The sequence below is a fragment of the Pedobacter antarcticus genome, from assembly GCF_900112985.1.
In the GTDB taxonomy this organism is placed as follows: domain Bacteria; phylum Bacteroidota; class Bacteroidia; order Sphingobacteriales; family Sphingobacteriaceae; genus Pedobacter; species Pedobacter antarcticus.
The window spans coordinates 1007099-1026416 of the sequence record NZ_FONS01000001.1 but is presented as its reverse complement, the minus strand read 5'-3'; the positions used below and the strand labels follow the sequence as shown (position 1 = coordinate 1026416).

Genomic DNA, 19318 nt, shown 5'->3' with positions numbered 1-19318 from the left:
AACCTATTGATCATATCAAAACTACATAAAATGAAATATAATTTTAAGAATGACTACACCAAAGGCTGCCATCCAGATATATTAGCGGCACTGTCGACACATAATATGAGTGCGGAGGATGGTTATGGTGAGGATAGTTTTTCTTTGCAGGCTGCTGCGCTGATAAAGGATAAGATTGGAAATAAAGACGCGGGGGTTTATTTTGTCTCCGGTGGTACCCAGGCTAATCTAACCGTTATTGCCTCTATCTTACGTCCGTATGAATCTGTAATAGCGGCAGAGAGCGCCCATATTCAGGTTCATGAAACCGGTGCGATAGAAGCTACAGGGCACCGTATTCAAACCGTAAAGTCTGCACATGGGAAATTAAAGCCGGCAGATATCGAAAAACAACTAGATAAGTTTGAGGAAGTCCATACCACAATCCCACGCATGGTGTATATATCCAATTCAACTGAAGTCGGTACCATCTACAGCAGGGAAGAGCTAATTGCAATTAGCAACTTCTGCAGAGAACATGACTTGATTTTATTTGTAGACGGAGCAAGATTGGCTTCTGCGTTAACTTCAATTGATAATGACCTTTCCCTGGAAGATCTCGGGCGTTACACAGATGTTTTTTATATCGGTGGAACTAAGGCGGGTGCATTAATCGGGGAGGCAATTGTTATCAATAAGCCGGATCTGCAAAAGAATTTCTTGTATAATGTAAAGCAACGTGGAGCACTATTGGCTAAAGGAAGGTTGTTTGGAATTCAGTTCCTGGAATTATTTAAAAATGAACTGTTTTTTACGCTCGGTGCACATGCGAATCAAATGGCCAGGAAGTTAAGTTCCGGCATAACTGATTTAGGATTCAGCTTTTTAACGCCAACATGTACAAATCAGATTTTTCCGATTTTCCCGAATGCTGTTATAGCGGATTTACAGCAGGATTATGCATTTTTTACATGGGAAAAGATTGACGCAGAAAAATCTGTGGTTCGTCTGGTAACTTGTTGGGCTACTGATGAGGGTGCCGTTGACGAATTTATACGGGACTTAAAAAAAGTATGCTCCAATCATACCTAAAATAATACGGGAGAAGCCTCCAATCATGCGATTTGGGGCTTCTCCTGTATTATTGATTACATATCAATTCTGCAGCAGCTTTTGCCAGTTTAATCGGATGTGAATTACCCAGTCCCTTACTTCGGATAATTGCGCCTTCAAATAGCATCATTACCTGCATGGACAATGATTTGCTATCCTCTAAATTTCCCTCTTTCAGATAGCGTTCAATCAGTTCCTGAAGAGCTTGGACATAAGCATCACAGGCCGTCTCAATTTCCATAGCCTTATTTGCGTATTCATTCTTAGCATTCATTGCAAAACAGCCGTACTGCTTACCGGCATCTACATGCATGGACAAGAAGTCGAAAATTTTTAACGCCTTTTCAACCGGTTTTTTTGAGTCATATTTTTGCAAATAATTGAAAATAACCGTGTACATAGTTTGGTGATAATAGTCTATTGAAGCAAGGATTAAACCTTCTTTAGAAGCGAAATGCTTGTATAGCGTACGTTTGGAAATGCCTGTGCCTTGAATTATCGCATCTACACCGGTAGCGTGAAAGCCATTTTTATAAAAAAGTTCGTAAGCGTATTTAATCATTTCATCCCGTTTAAGGGATCTCGAGCTCAAATTTACTTCTTTAGTCATAATTGATATTTTTCCATTGCAAATGTAAACTAAACGGTTTACATTTGCAATTATGTAAACCGATCGGTTTACATATAAAAGTTGAATTTAATTACAAGAAAAATGAAAGACAATAAAAACATGGGCACTGCAGTAGTAACGGGTGCGTCTTCTGGGTTAGGCGAAGTATTTGCCGAAAGACTAGCCAAACGCGGATATAATTTGAAACTGGTAGCACGTCGTAAAGACAGGTTGGATAGCCTTGCGGAAAAGTTAGAGAATAAGTATGGTATCAAAGTAACCAATCTGGTCGCAGACTTAGGGTCTGAAACGGATCTGCAGGGTGTGGTTAATGATCTGTCGGCAGATAAGAGTATTACTCTTCTCATTAACAACGCAGGTACTTCCACGCTTGCGTCAGTTACTGCGACAAGCACGGAGAAACAAAAAGCAATGATCGGTGTGAATGTAACTGCCTTAATGCTCTTATCAAATGCGGTGTTACCATTGTTTATAGAAAGAAACGAAGGTGTCTTAGTTAATATAGCCTCAGTTTTGGGATTTTATTCATTACCAATCAGTGCTGTTTACAGCGGAACGAAAGGTTTTGTGGTGCAGTACACACGTGGATTGCAAGAAGAATTGAAGGGAACAAACGTCCGGGTTCAGCTAGTAAATCCAGCGACCACTGCCACTGAGATTTGGGAAGTAGGAGGCATTCCGCTGTCGGCTTTAGATGCGTCTACTATTATGGAAACTGAAGACTGTGTAGATGCAATTCTCGTCGGGTTGGATAACGGTGAATTAGCTACGCATCCTTCAGTCAATGATCAGCAGTTAATAGATAATTATGAAGATGCCCGCCTCAAATTGTTCAAGGGTTCACAGCATAGTAAAGCCGCTGACCGTTATACTATTCAATAGAGAAAAACGGGTAGTTCATTAACCAAGGGTTAATAGAGTCATGTGTTGGTTTCATCAACATTTGCTTCACACTTTGTTCGGGGTTTGTTCGGACTTCCTTCATTGTTCCTTCAATCGGAATTGAAGAAACAATGAAGGAACTGTGGAGGTGATACGGACAAGATCCGATACAATCACGAAATACAGTCTATCGTATGGCGATAAATAGAAAACTGGAAAACTTTCTTTACTGTTCACTCCAGCCGGTATGATCTTCGAACCGTTTCTTGCCAGATTTAAGGAATTGATGATGATTATAATTGGCTTCTAAAACTCTTATGTCGAGAATATTCTAGCATTTTCATTAAATTGTGACATCATAATTTATAGATTAATAGAAATCATTAAAAAAAAGATAATTCTTATGAGTAAGAAGTTAACCTCTCTATTTGCAGCATCAGCGTTTATTTTAACTCTATGCTTTTTTACAGTATCCTATTCAACTGATAAAAAAGGACTGGAGAGTGAAATAGAGGGCAAGATCACTTACAATAAGGAGAAGCATAGCATCTCGCTATCATGGCCAGCATTTGGCACCTCCGGAGCTTATAAAATCACAAGAGGAGGTAGTCGTCTGGCTTCAGATTTTGCGTTCGTAGGGTCGACTTCCAAATTGATATTCACAGATATTAAACCAGGTGCGGATAAGTACGAAAACTATTATAAAATTACCCGCAACTCAATAACAATAATACTTTCGCTGGAAGGCCAGATTTTTGGTGACAATATGTATTTCTACGATAGAAAATACGAAAAAGCAGAAACTTCAAGGAATGAAATTAATTCGCATTTTTCCACGATCGGTCTGGGCGGACCGAATGGTGAGTGGACTACAAAACGTCAGGCGTATTATTTCAAAGCAAACGTTAATGAGCAAACTTATGATTCAGGCGGGTCAGGATCTGCATCATCGGCAGCGGCTAACTCGATAGAATTGGGATTTTACGCCCACATTGGAGGTTTGGGTAAAGTACCGGCAGATGTTAAATTGGGTTCTGTATTCACCAGACCTCACCTTTCGGGCGGAGCAAATGCCACGTGCACATTCTGGCGTTCTATGGAAAATGTGGCCGTGATGCGAGATTTTGCCTGGACAGTTTCTCAGTCAACCAGTGCGCGCAGGATGCTGATTGAAAGCACTTCGAAATATATCTCAGATGTTGGAAAAGACAATTTCTGGGGTAGCGGTGGTTTTATCGCCGATACGCATTATACATCGTCCAGACCAAACTGGGGTGGACAACAACAATGGTACACCAGAAATGCGGTTTTTCCTTCTGGTTCGGGAACTATGGGTGGTTCTTATAACATGGTTTGGCAGGGTTGCGTAAATCCTCCGCAAGCGGACGAGGCCAACTCTCCAATTTCTAATACACCTATTATCAGAGAGAAACCTTTCCTCTTTATAGATAACGATGGCGAATACAAAGTATTTGTTCCGGCATGGCAAAAGAACAGAGTAGGAGTTTCATGGTCGTCGACAGATATGGGCGAAGGCGAAATTCAGGATTTGCTTACCGACTGGTATATTGCAAAAGAAGGCGACACAGATTTAGAAATTAATACGGCACTAAAGGCCGGTAAAAATATATTTTTCACACCAGGACATTACGCATTGAATGCGCCTATTCAAGTGAATAGAAAAGATGCCATACTTCTGGGTGCTGGTATAGCTTCGGTAACGCTGGAGCCTACCGAGAAGAACACCTGGGGATGTATTTATGCCGACGATAAGGATGGGATTATCATTGCTGGATTGCTTATGGATTCATTCAATAGTACGACTTATCAGGTTAGAATTGGCGATGAAGGAGCGAATGCCGACCATGCCGCAAACCCTGTTTTGCTTACAGATATCACTTGCAGAGTGGGTGGGGTTCAATCAAAAAAAATTCAGATACATACTTCGATGCAAATAAACAGCAATAATGTAGTGGGTGACCACTTCTGGTTGTGGCGTGCCGACCATGGTTCGCAACCCGGAGGAGATGCGCGTTGGGTGCGGGATAGGTCTAAAAACGGACTGATCGTCACTGGCGACGATGTTACGATTTATGCTCTTTTTGCAGAGCACTATCAAGAGTATGAAGTGTTATGGTTAGGAGAGCGTGGCAGGACTTATTTCTTCCAAAATGAACCTCCCTATGATGCACCGAATCAAGCAAGCTGGACTAGTCAGGGAGGCAGAGTCGACGGTTATGCAGCATTCAAAGTGGCTAATTCCGTTAAAGAACATCATAGTATAGGAATGGGTTCTTACGCAGTGATCACAGGAACCGACGGTCATGTGAATAAGAAAAACGGATTCGAAGTACCTAATAGCCCGAAAGTGAAACTCGAAAAGATGTGTACTACACGTTTTGCTGGGCCGGGTAATATCCAAAACGTTATCAATGGGATAGGTGGTAGCACAGAAACCGGTGTGAAGCGTGTTGCATTGTATAACAACGGTGCAGGTAAGCAGCCTTATGATGAAGTATTTGATTTGCCGGATCGTGAGTCATATCCTGCAAAGGTGCAGTCAAACTAGGTTAGCTTTAAAAGGGATATAACGAAAAAAGAGGCCATAAGCCTCTTTTAATAATTTTGTGTCGGGGTGGCAGGATTAGCTGCGCTGATCCTGAATAGGGGGGATTCAAACTCAAGCCTCGTTCTTCGTACCTCAGAGCTGGCTTTTTTATTTACATACCGTCCTCCAAAACATCGCTGCGCTCGGTTTGGGACGGTATGTAAATAAAAAAGCCTCTTTTGCTTTAAGCAAAAGAGGCTTTCGTGTGTCGGGGTGGCAGGATTCGAACCTACGACCTCCTGCTCCCAAAGCAGGCGCGATACCGGGCTACGCTACACCCCGAAAAAATGGTATCACCTTTTTGTTTCCTTTAGGTAAGGATCTGCTATCCGGCAGAGACCAAATTTGCTGATCGTAATGATCTTTCTGATTTGGTGTGCGACAAAGGTAAGTAAATAGATCACATTTTATGCATTCGTTTTATTAAAAAAAATGAAAAATAACTTAATTGCCTGCTGTTCAATTAGAAAAATTTCAATTGGATGTAAAGCTTCTATTGAAAACGGATTTATGCTTCTGGAAATGGAGGTTAATTTGAGGTTCGATCCGGGAAACAGCATACTTTCCCGGATCAGACTGCTCAATTGTAAATGAGATTTTCGCAGATATTAGTTTGCAGACAGGAGCTGGAATGCGATTGCGGCAGTCAGCTTAGCCGTTCTATCCGCTTCGTCGTAAACCGGGTTAAGCTCGGCAATGTCCATGCTGATCAGTTTGCCGCTCGTCATGATGAGTTCCAGACAGCTGAAGAAGAAATGATCAGGATAGATTCCTGTAAAAGCAGGAGCGCTGACTCCGGGGGAGAAAGCTGCAGAAAAGACATCCATACAGATAGTCAGGTAAACATGATCCACAGAATCTATGAAGACTTTGATTTTTGCCAAAACCTCCTCCTGACCTTTACTAGCAAATAGCGCTGCCGGGATATGCGCGACACCTAACTTCTCTGCGGTCAGGAACAGTGCCTGGGTATTTCCATTTTTTTGAATACCGACTGGTAAATAGTTAAACGTCTTACCACTTTGCATACAATCATTAGCGATCTGTAGAAATCCGGTACCGGAACTAAATCCTGCAGACCCCTTTTCCCGAAGATCAAAATGAGCGTCAAAATTTATAATACCAATACTTTTTTCTGGATTAATGGCGTCATTGATACCACAGTAGTGTCCATATGCGATCTCGTGACCTCCGCCAATCAATAAAGGAGTAAGCCCTTTATGGAGGGCTGAAGTAACTAATTTAGCAAGCTCATGTTGTGCTTTTTCAAGATTACCATCCGTACAACAGATATCACCCAGGTCATAGATGGCAGTTTGTTCATTAAAATGTACGGGTAGGTTAGCAGAAGCCTTTCTGAAAGCAGCAGGGCCATTCACTGCGCCTGTTCTGCCACCATTTCGTCTGACCCCTTCATCAGATGAAAATCCAATCAGGGCAAATGCAATCGCTCCAGATGCAACGCTTGGTATTTCATTTTGCTGCAGATCAATGCATTGAATGCGCTGATGCCATCGCTGTTGTGTAAAATCAATTCCGTCTGTCCGTCCCTGCCAGTTTTCCTGCGGAGTACATTTATAGTTGAGTTGATCAATTTCCATATTAATTTTTAACTAGTCTTCCATCTTTCCAGACTTCAGCAGGTTTTAATTTCCCTTGATAGTATAGAATCTCACGATAATCAGCGGTAGGGTAGGCCTGCATATCGGCCACCATGCCTTTGGCAAGAACTCCTTTATCTACAATATTCAATGCTTTTGCCGCCCTGAAAGTTAGTGCTGCAAATACTTCTGCAGTAGTCAGCTTTTCGGATGCGCTTAGGACAGCAGCCTGCATGAGCAGATCTCCCATTGGGGCAGATCCTGGATTCCAGTCGCTGGCGATGGCTACGCAGGCACCGTTATTGAGCAACAGACGTGCTGGCGCGTATGACATGCCCAGGCCAAGAGATGCTCCCGGGAGCACAACTGCGACGGTTGAGGATTGATCGAGTAGACTCGCCTCCGCTTCACCAGATGCTTCCAGGTGGTCCGCTGAGATTGCACCAACCTGAATTGCAGCTTTCAGTCCGCCGGTGCTAAACTGGTCTGCATGCACCGTCAGGTTGAACCCCATTGCTGCAGCTTTATTCAAATAGGGGATAGCTTCTTCTACAGAGAAAGCACTCTGTTCAATGAAAATATCAACCCGGTTTGAAAGTTTCTGCCTGCTGATTTCCGGTAGAATGGTCTGCAAAACAAATTCGAGGTAAGCTGTAGCATTTCCACCAAAGTCTTTAGGGTGGAGATGAGCAGCGAGGCAAGTAGAAATGAGGTCTGCCTTGGTTTTCTGATTCGCGTTTCTTATCGCGGTTAATTGTTTAAGTTCATGTTCAAGATCAAGGCCATAACCACTCTTAACTTCAATCGTGGTAACACCTTCGTGTAAGTGCCTGTTCGCCCTGGAGATAATACCGGCTTCCAGCTGTTGAATACTGGCTTTTCTGGTCTGCAGCACAGAATCCCATATACCCCCTCCACTCTTAGCAATCTCCAGATAAGATCTACCCTGTATTCGAAGGCTGTAATCCTTTGCGCGGCTTCCGCCAAAGCAAATATGAGTATGGCAATCGATAAAACCTGGTAAAAGCACACGTTCCTGATCGATCTGTTCGACTATAGCGTAAGGGTGCAGGCTTCTTAATGTCTCAAAATTCCCTACGTCTTCGATTCTCCCGGCTTTGGTTAATATGCCTGCATTTTCAAGGCAAACCAACTGATCGTCGGAAACGGAACCATGCATTTTAATGCCCTCCATAGTCAGTATTTGTGAAAAGGGACCAATTAATTTATGTGTTTCTTTTTCCATTATCCGATTGTGAGGTTAAATCTTTCCGCCCATTCTTTTGCCTGATCGTAACCGGCATCTGCATGTCTGAAAATACCCATAGCCGGGTCATTGTACAGCACCCTGCGGATACAGCTTTCTGCTCTTTTCGTTCCATCTGCAAGCACCACCATTCCCGCATGTTGAGAATAACCCATACCAACTCCGCCACCGTGATGAAAAGATACCCAGGTTGCACCTCCCGCTGTATTTGACATCAAATTGAGTAGCGGCCAGTCAGATACTGCATCAGAACCATCCAGCATACCTTCAGTCTCCCGGTTTGGAGAAGCAACTGATCCGCAGTCCAGATGATCCCTTCCAATTACAACCGGCCCTTTAAGTTTACCGCTTGCGACAAGTTCGTTAAACAGTAAACCTGCTTTTTCCCGGTCACCCATTCCCAGCCAGCAAATTCTTGCCGGTAGACCCTGGAAACTAATCTTATCCTGAGCTTTTTGCAACCAATTGATGAGGTCTGTGTTTTCGGGAAATGCCTCCATTAAAGCACGGTCAGTGGTATATATATCCTCAGGATCACCCGATAGTGCGACCCAGCGAAACGGGCCTTTCCCTTCACAAAAAAGGGGACGGATATAAGCTGGGGTGAAGCCCGGGAAGTTAAAGGCATTTTCAGCACCTCCTTGTTTAGCAAACTCCCGAAGATTGTTTCCGTAATCAAAAGTGACTGCACCGGCCTGTTTCAATTTGAGCATGAAGTTCACATGCCTTGCCATACTTTTAATTGATTTTGCTTTATAGGTATCCGGATCACCAGCGCGTAAAACGCTCGCCTGTTCAACAGTGAGTCCATTTGGAATATACCCGTTTAACGGGTCGTGTGCAGAGGTCTGATCGGTTAGTATATCAGGAATCAGATTGTTTGCAATTAAACGCTCCAGCAGATCACCGGCATCGCTGACCAGACCCACTGATAACGGAATGCCTTTCTCAATAGCATCTTGCACCCATGAAATCGCTTCTTCGTAATCGTAGCTGATCTTGTCTATATAATTCGATTCTACACGTTTCATAATCCTTGATGCATCCGTATCCGCACCCAGAAAAACGGCTCCGGCCATCGTGGCGGCTAGGGGTTGTGCACCACCCATTCCTCCTAAACCAGCACTGACAATGAGTTTGCCTTTCAGATCATTGTTGAAATGTTCTTTTCCACAGGCTATAAAAGTCTCGTAAGTTCCCTGAAGAATACCCTGGGTTCCAATGTATATCCAGCTGCCTGCTGTCATTTGTCCATACATCATCAGGCCCTTGGATCTTAATTCATTAAAATGCTCCCAGGTTGCCCATTTTGGAACTAAATTGCTATTTGCAATTAAAACCCTCGGCGCTTCCGGATGACTGCGGATAATTCCCACGGGCTTGCCGGACTGGACCAGTAAGCTATGGTGCTCATCTAATTCAAGTAATAATTCAATTATCTTTCGCAATGATTCCGGGTTACGGGCAGCCTGTCCGATACCACCATAAACAACAAGGTTTTCCGGGTCTTCTGCAACCTGACCGTCGAGATTGTTTAGCAACATCCTTAATACAGACTCTGTCTGCCAGCTTTTAGCATGAAGCTGCATACCTGTAGGTGATTTATAATTTGGATGATTCGCGTATTTTTCAAGAAAGGCTGAATGATTCATCATGTTTTAAATTTATATGGTGAGCAGATGCAGTTTGGTTTGCAGTTTGTAGAAAACTGCCGCTTGTCAAAAGTTGATGGATGGCTTGTATATCCAATGCGAAAATCCGGTCTTCGGTAGCAAAGCTGCTTTTTTGGCGGATAAGCTCATGGCAAGCTTCTATAACGGGGCCTGATCGAAGGGGGCGGCGAAAATCGATAGCCTGAGCAGCATAAAGTAATTCTATAGCCTGAATGTATTCCAGGTTGTCAATTATCTGATTAAGTTTTCTGCCGCTGATTGAACCCATGGATACATGGTCCTCCTGTCCGAGCGAGGTTGGGACACTGTCTGCACTGGCAGGAAAGCAGAGTGTTTTATTTTCGGTTACTAATGCTGCTGTGGTGTATTGAGGAATCATTAAACCGGAATTCAGACCGGCATCAGCAATTAGGAGTTTAGGCAAATCGTACTTACCTTCATTCATTAGGTAACAACGTCTGTCTGCAATATTTCCAAGCTCGGCGGCCGCAACACACGCATAATCTAAAGCCATTGCAAGCGGCTGACCATGAAAATTACCACCGCTGATCGTATCGTCCGCGCTAAAAATAATTGGATTATCTGTCACGGAATTGAGTTCTATTTCCGTTAACTCCTTCAGATGCAGCCACGCATTTCTTGACGCACCATGAACCTGAGGCATACAACGTAAGCTATAGGGATCCTGAACCCGGCTGCAATGTGCGTGAGAGCTATTAATTTGTGAACCGGATAAAAGTGAGGTCAATCTCGCTGCGACCTGGATATTCCCTTTAAAGGGTCTTAACTGATGCAGCCTGGGGTCAAATGGTCTGGCAGAGCCTGTAAGCCCCTCCAGCGACATAGCACCGATCAGATCGGCACATTCCAAAGCATGGTGCAACCGCTCGACTCCTTTTACTGCAAAAGCAAGGATAAACTGGGTGCCATTGATCAATGCAAGTCCTTCTTTAGGCCCCAGAACCAATGGCTCCAATCCATGTTGCTTTAGCATTTCAGCGGCGCTTATCCGGCTTCCATTCCTGTAGACTTCGCCCATTCCTATCAGCGGCAGAAATAAATGTGAAAGGGGAGCAAGGTCACCGGATGCGCCGACAGATCCTTTTTCCGGAACTATGGGAATGATATTTTCTTCGATATGCCAGAGGATACGTTCAAGTGTCGTCAGCGCTATTCCGGAATATCCCTGGGCTAATGCCTGGACTTTGGTAATCAGCATGATTTTAGCAGTCTCGGCCGGAATTGGAGCACCTACACCAACACTATGGCTTTGGAGTATATTGCGCTGTAACAAAGAGGTGTCTTTTTCAGATATACGCGTATCACACAATGGGCCAAAACCGGTATTAATTCCGTAAACCGGATGTTCCCTGACGACAATTTCCTGTACCGAATGCCACGATATATTGATCTGGTTTTTAGCTGTTTCCGATAATTGTCCGACTATATTTCCAGCAGCAATGTCAAGACAGATACCGGTTGTCAGATGATCAATACCATAATTAAATATTTTCTTCATGACTAATAATGTTTTTAGAATTAAGGTTTTCCATGATATTATTTACCAAACCTTTCGATTTGAATTCATCTTCAAGTCTGGTGAGGTTTTCCAGCAGGTGATGCCCATCGGTACCAGCCATATCTTCCATTGCAATTCGGATAGCTTCCCAAACAGGCTTTACGCGCATAAGTAAGGTCTTTCCCTGCTCACTTAAGGTGATTTGTTGTTTCCTGGCATCTGCTGCATGTGCCTGACTGCAGACCAGACCTTTTTGTTTTAGTCCGGCAATTAACTGACTGGCTCCAGGTTGAGAAACTTCCATTTGCTCGGCAATTTCTTGTATTGTGAGTACTTTATGTTTATCGAGTAATTGGAATACGGGGAACCATGTTGTCTCGAAAGCGATCCCTTGAAGGCGATAAGCTTTATTGATTTCTGATAAAAAAAGCTCGCTTAATCTTTTCAGACGGCTGCCTAAGACCAGATATCCAAGTGATTGATAATAATTCATACCTAAATATATAAGTACTTATGTAATATTACCAGAAAAGGTTCAAAAATGTTCGTTACGCTTTAGCTCAAACCTGGAGGAGGGGGGTGTTCGACTACTGTTTTTTGGAGTTCTTATCAGATTCTTTAGGAACAAAATCGGGTGGTACGGCAAGTTCCTCACCATTTCTGACTGCCCGGTAATGTGGAGAAAGGATTTCTATGCCAGCAGCATTAAAAGTATCCTGAATGTTTTCCATCAGGTTGCTGTAAATCTGAGCCTGTTTATTGGGTTCTCTGGTATAAGCGTTAATCTGATAAGAGATGTAAAAATCGTCCAGACTGGTCTGCAATACAAAAGGAGTTGGATTAGAAAGAATATAAGGCGTCTTTAATACCGCTTTGATCAGAAGTTCATAAACATCTTTCCAGGGAACTTCATAACCTATTGTAAGGATATAGTGAATAATAAGCCCATCGCAATCTTCCCTGGCATGATTGGAATAATTGATCGTACTGCTCGATAAAACCATAGAATTAGGGACGGTAATATCTTCGTTTTTAATAGTCTTGATGCGGGTAACCAACATGGTTTTTTCTATAACATCTCCCGTAACCTCACCTATTTTCACACGGTCTCCTATCTTGAAGGGCCGCATGTATGTGATTACCAGTCCGGCAACGATATTGGTAATAGCACTGGATGATCCTAAAGAAATCAGAATACCCAGAAAAACGGAAACACCTTGAAAAGCCGGAGAACCTGATCCGGGCAGATAAGGGAAAATCAGGATCAGCATAAAGGCGTAAAGGACGAAGCGAAGAATATTAAACGTTGGTATCGCCCAGTCTTCGTGAAATCCGCGTAAAGTGATATTCTTCCTCTTTATTTCATAAAAAAAGTAGCGGATTCCTCTCAGAATATATCTGAATATAAAGTAGATGATTAGAATCGTAAACAGATTCGGGAAATAGTGGAAGATGGCCGCCAGTGCGATCCTTAAAGGACTCAGTATCCAGTTTAATAAAGTTCCGGTCCATTTCTCTGTTTCAGGGAAAATGCTGAATAACAGGGGAAGAGAAAGGTAGATAATTAGTATTATAACTATAATCCTTATGATATTGACGATTCTTAGAAAGATTCTTTCCAGATGTTCCGGTGTAAATATCCGGAGGTTGCGGAATTTAAGTCTGTCGAGGAATGCTGTACTTGCAGATTTCAGCCAGATGGAGGTTTTCCGGAAGAGTAAATTGATACCAGCTATAATCAAACCTAAAACTATAATAATCAGCAGAACCAAAGCAATTCTTTTCATCCAATTCACCAGGCTGTGAGCTTCTCTTTCTTTTATAATGCCAGATTTAATCTGTTCTTTGTATTCCCCGGCTAGCTGTTCATTGTTTTTATTAAACCATAGTCCGTCAAGGCCAGAAACAGAAATGATAATTTCTGAATCTTTATAAATCAGATCATAGTTATCGTCATTTTTACTGATTACAATTGAATCGGGATTAAAGAAGGGATCTTCATATAGTTTTTCTATTTTTCTTGATGCTGCAGCTGCGCGTTCGGCTGCGGTAAAAGACCCTGTTCGGGTATAAATATGGAATAATGTGTCCTGATTTAGATGTACAGGGTATCCTGGCGCAGTTTTCTTTAAATCAGCGATTTTACGAAACTGTTCAATTTTTCTCAGACTATCGCTTCTGGTGATCGCGGATAGCTTTTGTTCCAGCTCTATCGTTCTGGAACTATTTCCAGATGCCAACTTTAATTCGGCCTGTAGTTGAATCTTAACTAAAGAATCTATTTGCTGCTGCTGCTGCTCCTGTATCAGACGTGCCTCATCAATACGTCTGCTCTCAGTCTTGAGACTGTCTGCCGGGGTTTGAGCAGATAGATTGCCTGACAGTACAATAATAAATATGAAAGGGAGAAAAATGTATTTATGCATAGGATTAAAATAAAAATACAGATAATCTTTCTTTTCCGGGAATGTATACTCAACAAAAAAACCTTACTCCATCTGCATTGGCGCATCAGGAATAAGGTTTTTGCAATAGATTCAAATCTGCTTGTCAGCAATTTTTATTTTAAATCCGGCAGGAAGGATGGATATCTGTAATCCTGAGCCGGAACGAAAGATTCTTTAATTGTTCTTGGAGATACCCAGCGCAGCAAATTAATCATTGATCCGGCTTTGTCATTTGTACCGGAAGCTCTTGCGCCTCCAAATGGCTGTTGACCGACAACAGCACCGGTACATTTATCATTGATATAGAAATTACCAGCTGCATTTCTTAAAGCAACAGAAGCTTGTTGAATTGCATAGGCATCGGTAGCCATTACCGCGCCTGTTAATGCGTAAACAGATGTTTGATCTACTAATTCTAATGTTTCTGCGAAAGCATCATCTTCATAAATATATACTGTCAGCACAGGTCCAAAGAGTTCCTGGGTCATAGTCGCATATTTAGGATCTTTGGTGACAATTATAGTCGGCTCAATAAAATAGCCGGCAGATTTATCGTACTTACCACCAGCGATAATCTCGGTTGATTCGTTGTTTCTAGCTTTTTCAATCGCATCTGCAAGCAGGTCAAAAGAAGCCTCATTAATTACAGCATTAACAAAGTTGGTGAAATCTTCTACCGGCCCTGTTTTGATCGTAGCGAGATCAGCAAGAATACTGTCCTTAATTTCAGGCCAGAGTGAAGCGGCAATATATACTCTGGATGCAGCAGAACATTTCTGTCCCTGGTATTCAAATGCACCCCTTACAATAGCAGTAGCTGCTGCTTTTGCATTAGCGGACTGATGTACCAGGATAAAGTCTTTTCCTCCTGTTTCACCCACAATACGCGGATAAGTTTTGTATTTGTGAATATTGGTTCCGATAGTTTTCCATATATCCTGAAATACGCCTGTTGAACCTGTAAAATGAATTCCGGCGAAGTCAGCATGGTCGAAAATTACATCACCTGCAACCGGTCCCGAAACGTAGATCAGGTTAATTACACCGTCAGGAAGGCCTGCTTCCTTAAATACTTTCATTAATACCTGAGCTGAATAGATCTGGGTGTTCGCAGGTTTCCAAACAATAACATTACCCATCATGGCAGCAGAAGTCGGTAAATTACCAGCTATCGCTGTAAAATTGAAAGGCGTCAGTGCAAAGATAAATCCTTCCAGAGGACGTTGCTCTACACGGTTCCATACGCCAGAAGGTGATACCGGTGGTTGCTGACTGTAAATTTCAGTCATATATTTCACGTTGAATCTCAGGAAGTCTATGAGTTCACATGCTGCATCAATTTCAGCCTGGTAGGCATTTTTAGACTGACCAGCCATTGTAGCGGCAAGCAGCTCATTACGATATGGACCTGCAATCAGATCAGCAGCTTTCAAGAAAATTGCAGCACGATGTTCCCATGCAAGATTTTCCCATTCTGCTTTTGCTGCAAGTGCGGCATCAATTGCCAGTTTTACGTGGCTTGCATCTCCTTGATGAAAATGGCCTAAAATATGTTTGTGATTATGTGGTGGAGTAAGCGGTTTTAGGTTACCGGTTCTGATTTCCTGAGCACCAATATACATGGGTATGTCCAGTTGATTTTGGTACGCAGACTTTAAAGCAGCCTGCAATAACTCTCTTTCTTTACTTCCCGGTGCATAAGCTAATACGGGTTCATTTATCGGTGCAGGTACGTTGAAAAATCCTTTGATCATAATGGGGTTTATTGTTTCTACCAAATAACGCAGTCTTTTTGCGGATGAATAGCGCAAATATTATCAGTTAATTAACGAAAATTGCCGTATCTAAACATTTATGTCTATATATATCCGAATTAGACAGGTTTGTCAATAATTGTCCGGTCTGTAAGTTTATTATGGGGATTATGGATAATTTAAATTTATAAAGTATAAATTTATATGTTTACAAAAAAGGTTATTGCAACTGACCAGGCATATTTATTCCTTTTTGAACCTAAACACAAACCAGATTACGCTAAACTCATCTTATGAAAGTCATTCAATTTACCGTGCCCGTCGCGAACGAAGGCTCTGTGGTTATACAGGAAGATATTTTACCCTATTTCTATAACTATCTTCACCGGCATCAGGAAGCGCAGATCACCTTAGTCCTGAAAGGAGAAGGGACCCTTGTCATCGGCAATTATACCCAGGCATTTAAAGCAGGTGAAGTTTACATGATTGGCCCGAACCAGCCACACATGTTTAAAGGGGACCCTAAATATTTTGAAAATCTTCAGGAGAAAAACATCCATGCAATTCATATCTTTTTTGATATCAAATTTTTCGAAAAACATTTGAGTTTTCCAGAATTGGAAACGGTGAAAAAATTCGTCACGAATTTGCCCGGAAGCCTCCAGTTGCCTGAGGGGCATCCTGTCGCCAATGACCTGATTGTACAGATTAGCAGGTTAACTGGTCTGGACAGATTAATTCGTTTCTTTAACCTGCTGCAGTATTTTAGCAGTGCCGTAGTAAATTGGAAAGGTTTATCGACCGGATTTACACAGCAATATTATACGGAGTCAGAAGGAATTCGCATGAACGATATTTTCCAGTATACTATTGAAAATTTCTCAGAACAAATCAGTTTGGTGAAGATTGCTTCCATCGCACACATGACTTCACATTCCTTTTGTAAGTATTTTAAAAAGCATACCCGTAAAACTTATTTGTCATTTCTAAATGAGATCAGAATAAACGAGGCGTGTAAAGAACTACTTCATGGAGATTCCAAGTCGATTTCTGAAATCGCTTATGCAACCGGTTTTAACAGTGCAATTACTTTTAACCGTGTTTTTAAAAAAGTTATCGGAATGTCGCCGAGTGAGTATATCCGGGCATGTAAATTTAAAGCATCATAGATTTTTAAGGTTGTGCATTACCGAACAATGTCTGTCCGCATTTGAACACTTAACGATTTAATACTATGTTCAGCGGTGTTAATTCCGGTTTTCGGGTATTGGCATACCATTGGACTAGAATCTGAAAAATTAAAGTAATGTTTAGAATAAACCTGAAAATAGCAATCCGGAACTTATGGAAGTATAAAGTGTATAATTTCATTAATGTCGCTGGCCTGTCAGTTGGTATGGCTAGTTGCATCCTGATCTTTATTTTTATCAAATATCAGCTAAGCTTCGATCAGGGATACAAAAATGAGGATAGAATTTACAGAATTGTCACCGATTGGAATTATAATAGCTTCATAGATCACTCTTCCGGTTCTCCATTGCCATTGGCCAACGCAGCGAAGGGAGAAATTGCCGGAGTTGAAAAAATTGCCAGGGTGATCCGGAATGGAGGAGCTACCATTGTCAAAGACGAATCTGGAAGGCAAACATTTAAAGCAGCAAAGACTGTATTTTTTGCCGACCCGGAATTGTTTGACATCATTCCTGTGACCTGGCTGTCTGCCAGACCAGCTAATTTGTTGGCAGAACCAAATACTGTGGTTCTTTCAGAAGCAACAGCAAAACTGTTCTTTGGCGGGGCAGAGCAGGCTTTAGGAAAGACTTTCTTGTTTTGGAATCAGATGAACCTGAAAGTGACAGGTGTATTTAAGGACATCCCGGTCAATAGTAGTATTCCACTAAATATTGTGATAAGTATTGAAAGTACAGGACAGAAAAATAATAAAGATTGGGGTTCAGTTAGTTCAGGCGACCAGGTTTTCTTCTTAAAATCACCTAATGTATCGGAAGCTGCACTGCAGGCCTCTCTTGATCAATTTAATAAAGTTCATTTTACTGCTAAAAATGTACCTGGGAATCAGAAAAGTGTACTTCAAAAATTACGGGATATACATTTCAGTGAGAAGTACGATAATTTTTCAGACACTACAATTACCAGGAAAGAAATCTACGGATTAGCAATAATCGGTCTTTTCCTAATGGTAACTGCTTGTATAAATTTCATCAACCTCGCCACCGCACAATCTGTGAACCGGTCTAAAGAAGTGGGTGTACGAAAAGTAATGGGTTCCATGCGCAGACAGCTCGTCTTCCAGTTTTTAACGGAGACTTTAGTGATTACGGTAGTTGCGCTGCTTATTTCCTGTATTCTCGCAGAACTGGCATTTCCAGTGATGCAGAATTTATTCAAAGAAAAAGTTGTCTTCAGTCTGTTTCAGGATCCTATTATACTGGTATTTATGTTGGGGTTAGTTGTATTCGTTGCCTTTCTGGCAGGTTTCTATCCCGCAATGGTCATGTCCGGCTTCAGCCCTGCAATGGCTATTAAAAATAAGGTCAATATAAATTCCGGTAGTCTCAGTTTGCGCAGAATCCTGTTGATCGTTCAGTTTTCTATTACAATAGTATTGATAATCAGTACAATCGTAATCATGAAACAGATGGAATATGTGCGAGAGAAACCATTGGGCTTTGCCAGTGATGCAATTGTAATGATAGATATTCCGGGAGATAGCCTTTGCAGAACGAGAATGAATTCTTTCAAAGAAAGTGTGAAAAATATTAGAGGAGTTGAAATGGTGAGTTACTGTGCACGGCCTCCGCTTTCGAGCTCAATGAGTACGACGAACTTTAGCTTTAATGGAATTGAAAACAAGGATTTTGAAGTTAGGGTGTCCTCCAATGACGAAGCATACTATCAGTTATTTAATATTCCATTTCTGGCAGGAAAGGTCTATACAAAAAGTGATACTATAAACGGTTATATAGCTAACGAGAGCTTCATTCGAAAAGTAGGGATCAATGACCCACAAGCAGCTCTGGGGAAGATTATAAATCAAAATGGACGCCAGGCGCCAATTGTAGGTGTAGTGAAAGATTTTAATGACCAGTATCTGAAAGAGAATATTTCCCCAATGATATTTTATCAGATGACCAGGTTTTACGGTCAGCTTGCGGTTAAAATTGATAAGCAAGAGATTAGGCATGCCATGAAAGAGATAGAGACTCAATGGAATGAATATTTTCCGAATGAAATCTACGGGGCGAGATTTTTGAATGATGATATCAATAGCTATTATCAGGCAGATCAGGTTACTGGTTTTCTTTTCCGGGTATTTGCAGGAATTATTATTTTCATCTCCTTTATTGGTCTTTTCGGACTAATTTCTTTTGTAGCAACACAAAGAACAAAGGAAATTGCTATCCGTAAAGTATTGGGTGCGTCGACTATGGAGCTGGTTAAAATGCTGAACGGGTCATTTTTGATCATGGTATTCTTTGCGAATATAGTGGCCTGGCCATTAGCATACCTTTTTGTCTCCAATTGGCTCGACGGTTTTGCTTATCGTATGGATTTGAGCATCTGGCCGTTTTTGCTGGCTATGTGTATTTCGATGGTGATTACATTAATAACAGTAAGTATACGTTCCTACAACGCTGCGGTCACAAATACAATAGATGCGCTGAAATATGAATGATTAGTCAGAATTCGGCTATTTACAACATTAGAAAATCTGCATAAAAGCCAGTTATTTTATTGGTATAAATAGCTTGTGCAACTGCTTGAATTTTTAAATTAAATTATAATATTTACACTGGAATTCTAAATAATGCTTATAGCTGGA

General features: G+C 41.7%; 13 protein-coding genes and 1 tRNA gene. 5 read left to right on the top strand and 9 right to left on the bottom strand.

What is annotated here, in order from left to right; genetic code table 11:
* The first annotated feature begins 30 nt into the window (after positions 1 to 30).
* On the top strand, positions 31 to 1071 hold the full coding sequence (locus tag BM192_RS04625) for a threonine aldolase family protein (RefSeq protein ID WP_037438354.1): 1041 nt from the start codon (positions 31 to 33) through the stop codon (positions 1069 to 1071).
* 49 nt (positions 1072 to 1120) lie between these two features.
* On the opposite strand, the gene BM192_RS04620 is transcribed toward BM192_RS04625, so the two are convergent.
* The gene (locus BM192_RS04620; protein WP_051759617.1) at positions 1121 to 1702 is read right to left on the bottom strand and encodes a TetR/AcrR family transcriptional regulator; all 582 of its coding nucleotides are present in this window, start codon (positions 1700 to 1702) and stop codon (positions 1121 to 1123) included.
* A 102-nt stretch (positions 1703 to 1804) separates the two neighbouring features.
* Here BM192_RS04620 and BM192_RS04615 point away from each other — a divergent pair, with 102 nt between their 5' ends.
* Entirely contained in the window at positions 1805 to 2605 is an 801-nt protein-coding gene (locus tag BM192_RS04615; protein ID WP_037438352.1) for an SDR family NAD(P)-dependent oxidoreductase, read from the top strand.
* A 403-nt stretch (positions 2606 to 3008) separates the two neighbouring features.
* Positions 3009 to 5174 carry a hypothetical protein gene (locus tag BM192_RS04610; RefSeq protein WP_037438351.1) on the top strand — a complete coding sequence of 722 codons (2166 nt, stop codon included), beginning with the start codon at positions 3009 to 3011 and terminating at the stop codon, positions 5172 to 5174.
* Between the two features lie 247 nt (positions 5175 to 5421).
* Here the strand turns inward: BM192_RS04610 and BM192_RS04605 are convergent.
* The 8 genes from BM192_RS04605 to pruA all read right to left on the bottom strand — a co-directional run bounded on the left by BM192_RS04605 (position 5422) and on the right by pruA (position 15474).
* Positions 5422 to 5495, bottom strand: a tRNA-Pro gene (locus tag BM192_RS04605).
* Between the two features lie 326 nt (positions 5496 to 5821).
* The gene (hutG, locus tag BM192_RS04600; protein WP_037438350.1) at positions 5822 to 6814 is read right to left on the bottom strand and encodes a formimidoylglutamase; all 993 of its coding nucleotides are present in this window, start codon (positions 6812 to 6814) and stop codon (positions 5822 to 5824) included.
* Between the two features lies 1 nt (position 6815).
* Positions 6816 to 8060: an imidazolonepropionase gene (gene hutI, locus BM192_RS04595; RefSeq protein ID WP_037438349.1), complete on the bottom strand. Its 1245-nt coding sequence runs from the start codon at positions 8058 to 8060 to the stop codon at positions 6816 to 6818.
* Positions 8060 to 9736: a urocanate hydratase gene (gene hutU / locus BM192_RS04590; protein ID WP_234797505.1), complete on the bottom strand. Its 1677-nt coding sequence runs from the start codon at positions 9734 to 9736 to the stop codon at positions 8060 to 8062. The genes hutI and hutU overlap by 1 nt, the downstream gene beginning before the upstream one ends.
* The gene (gene hutH, locus BM192_RS04585) at positions 9711 to 11273 is read right to left on the bottom strand and encodes a histidine ammonia-lyase (protein ID WP_037438348.1); all 1563 of its coding nucleotides are present in this window, start codon (positions 11271 to 11273) and stop codon (positions 9711 to 9713) included. The genes hutU and hutH overlap by 26 nt, the downstream gene beginning before the upstream one ends.
* Entirely contained in the window at positions 11257 to 11766 is a 510-nt protein-coding gene (locus BM192_RS04580; RefSeq protein WP_051759616.1) for a MarR family winged helix-turn-helix transcriptional regulator, read from the bottom strand. Before BM192_RS04580 ends, hutH begins: the two co-directional genes overlap by 17 nt.
* Before the next feature lie 94 nt (positions 11767 to 11860).
* A complete protein-coding gene (locus tag BM192_RS04575) occupies positions 11861 to 13699 on the bottom strand; it encodes a mechanosensitive ion channel family protein (RefSeq protein ID WP_037438347.1) in 1839 nt (612 codons plus the stop codon).
* Positions 13700 to 13833: 134 nt separating this feature from the next.
* Positions 13834 to 15474 carry an L-glutamate gamma-semialdehyde dehydrogenase gene (gene pruA, locus BM192_RS04570; protein WP_037438346.1) on the bottom strand — a complete coding sequence of 547 codons (1641 nt, stop codon included), beginning with the start codon at positions 15472 to 15474 and terminating at the stop codon, positions 13834 to 13836.
* A 293-nt stretch (positions 15475 to 15767) separates the two neighbouring features.
* Between pruA and BM192_RS04565 the strand changes: the two genes are divergently transcribed.
* Together BM192_RS04565 and BM192_RS04560 are read left to right on the top strand one after the other, a co-directional pair.
* Positions 15768 to 16643, top strand: coding sequence for a helix-turn-helix domain-containing protein (locus BM192_RS04565; RefSeq protein ID WP_037438345.1), 876 nt, complete (start codon positions 15768 to 15770; stop codon positions 16641 to 16643).
* Positions 16644 to 16780: 137 nt separating this feature from the next.
* A complete protein-coding gene (locus BM192_RS04560; RefSeq protein WP_037438344.1) occupies positions 16781 to 19171 on the top strand; it encodes an FtsX-like permease family protein in 2391 nt (796 codons plus the stop codon).
* Positions 19172 to 19318 lie beyond the last annotated feature (147 nt).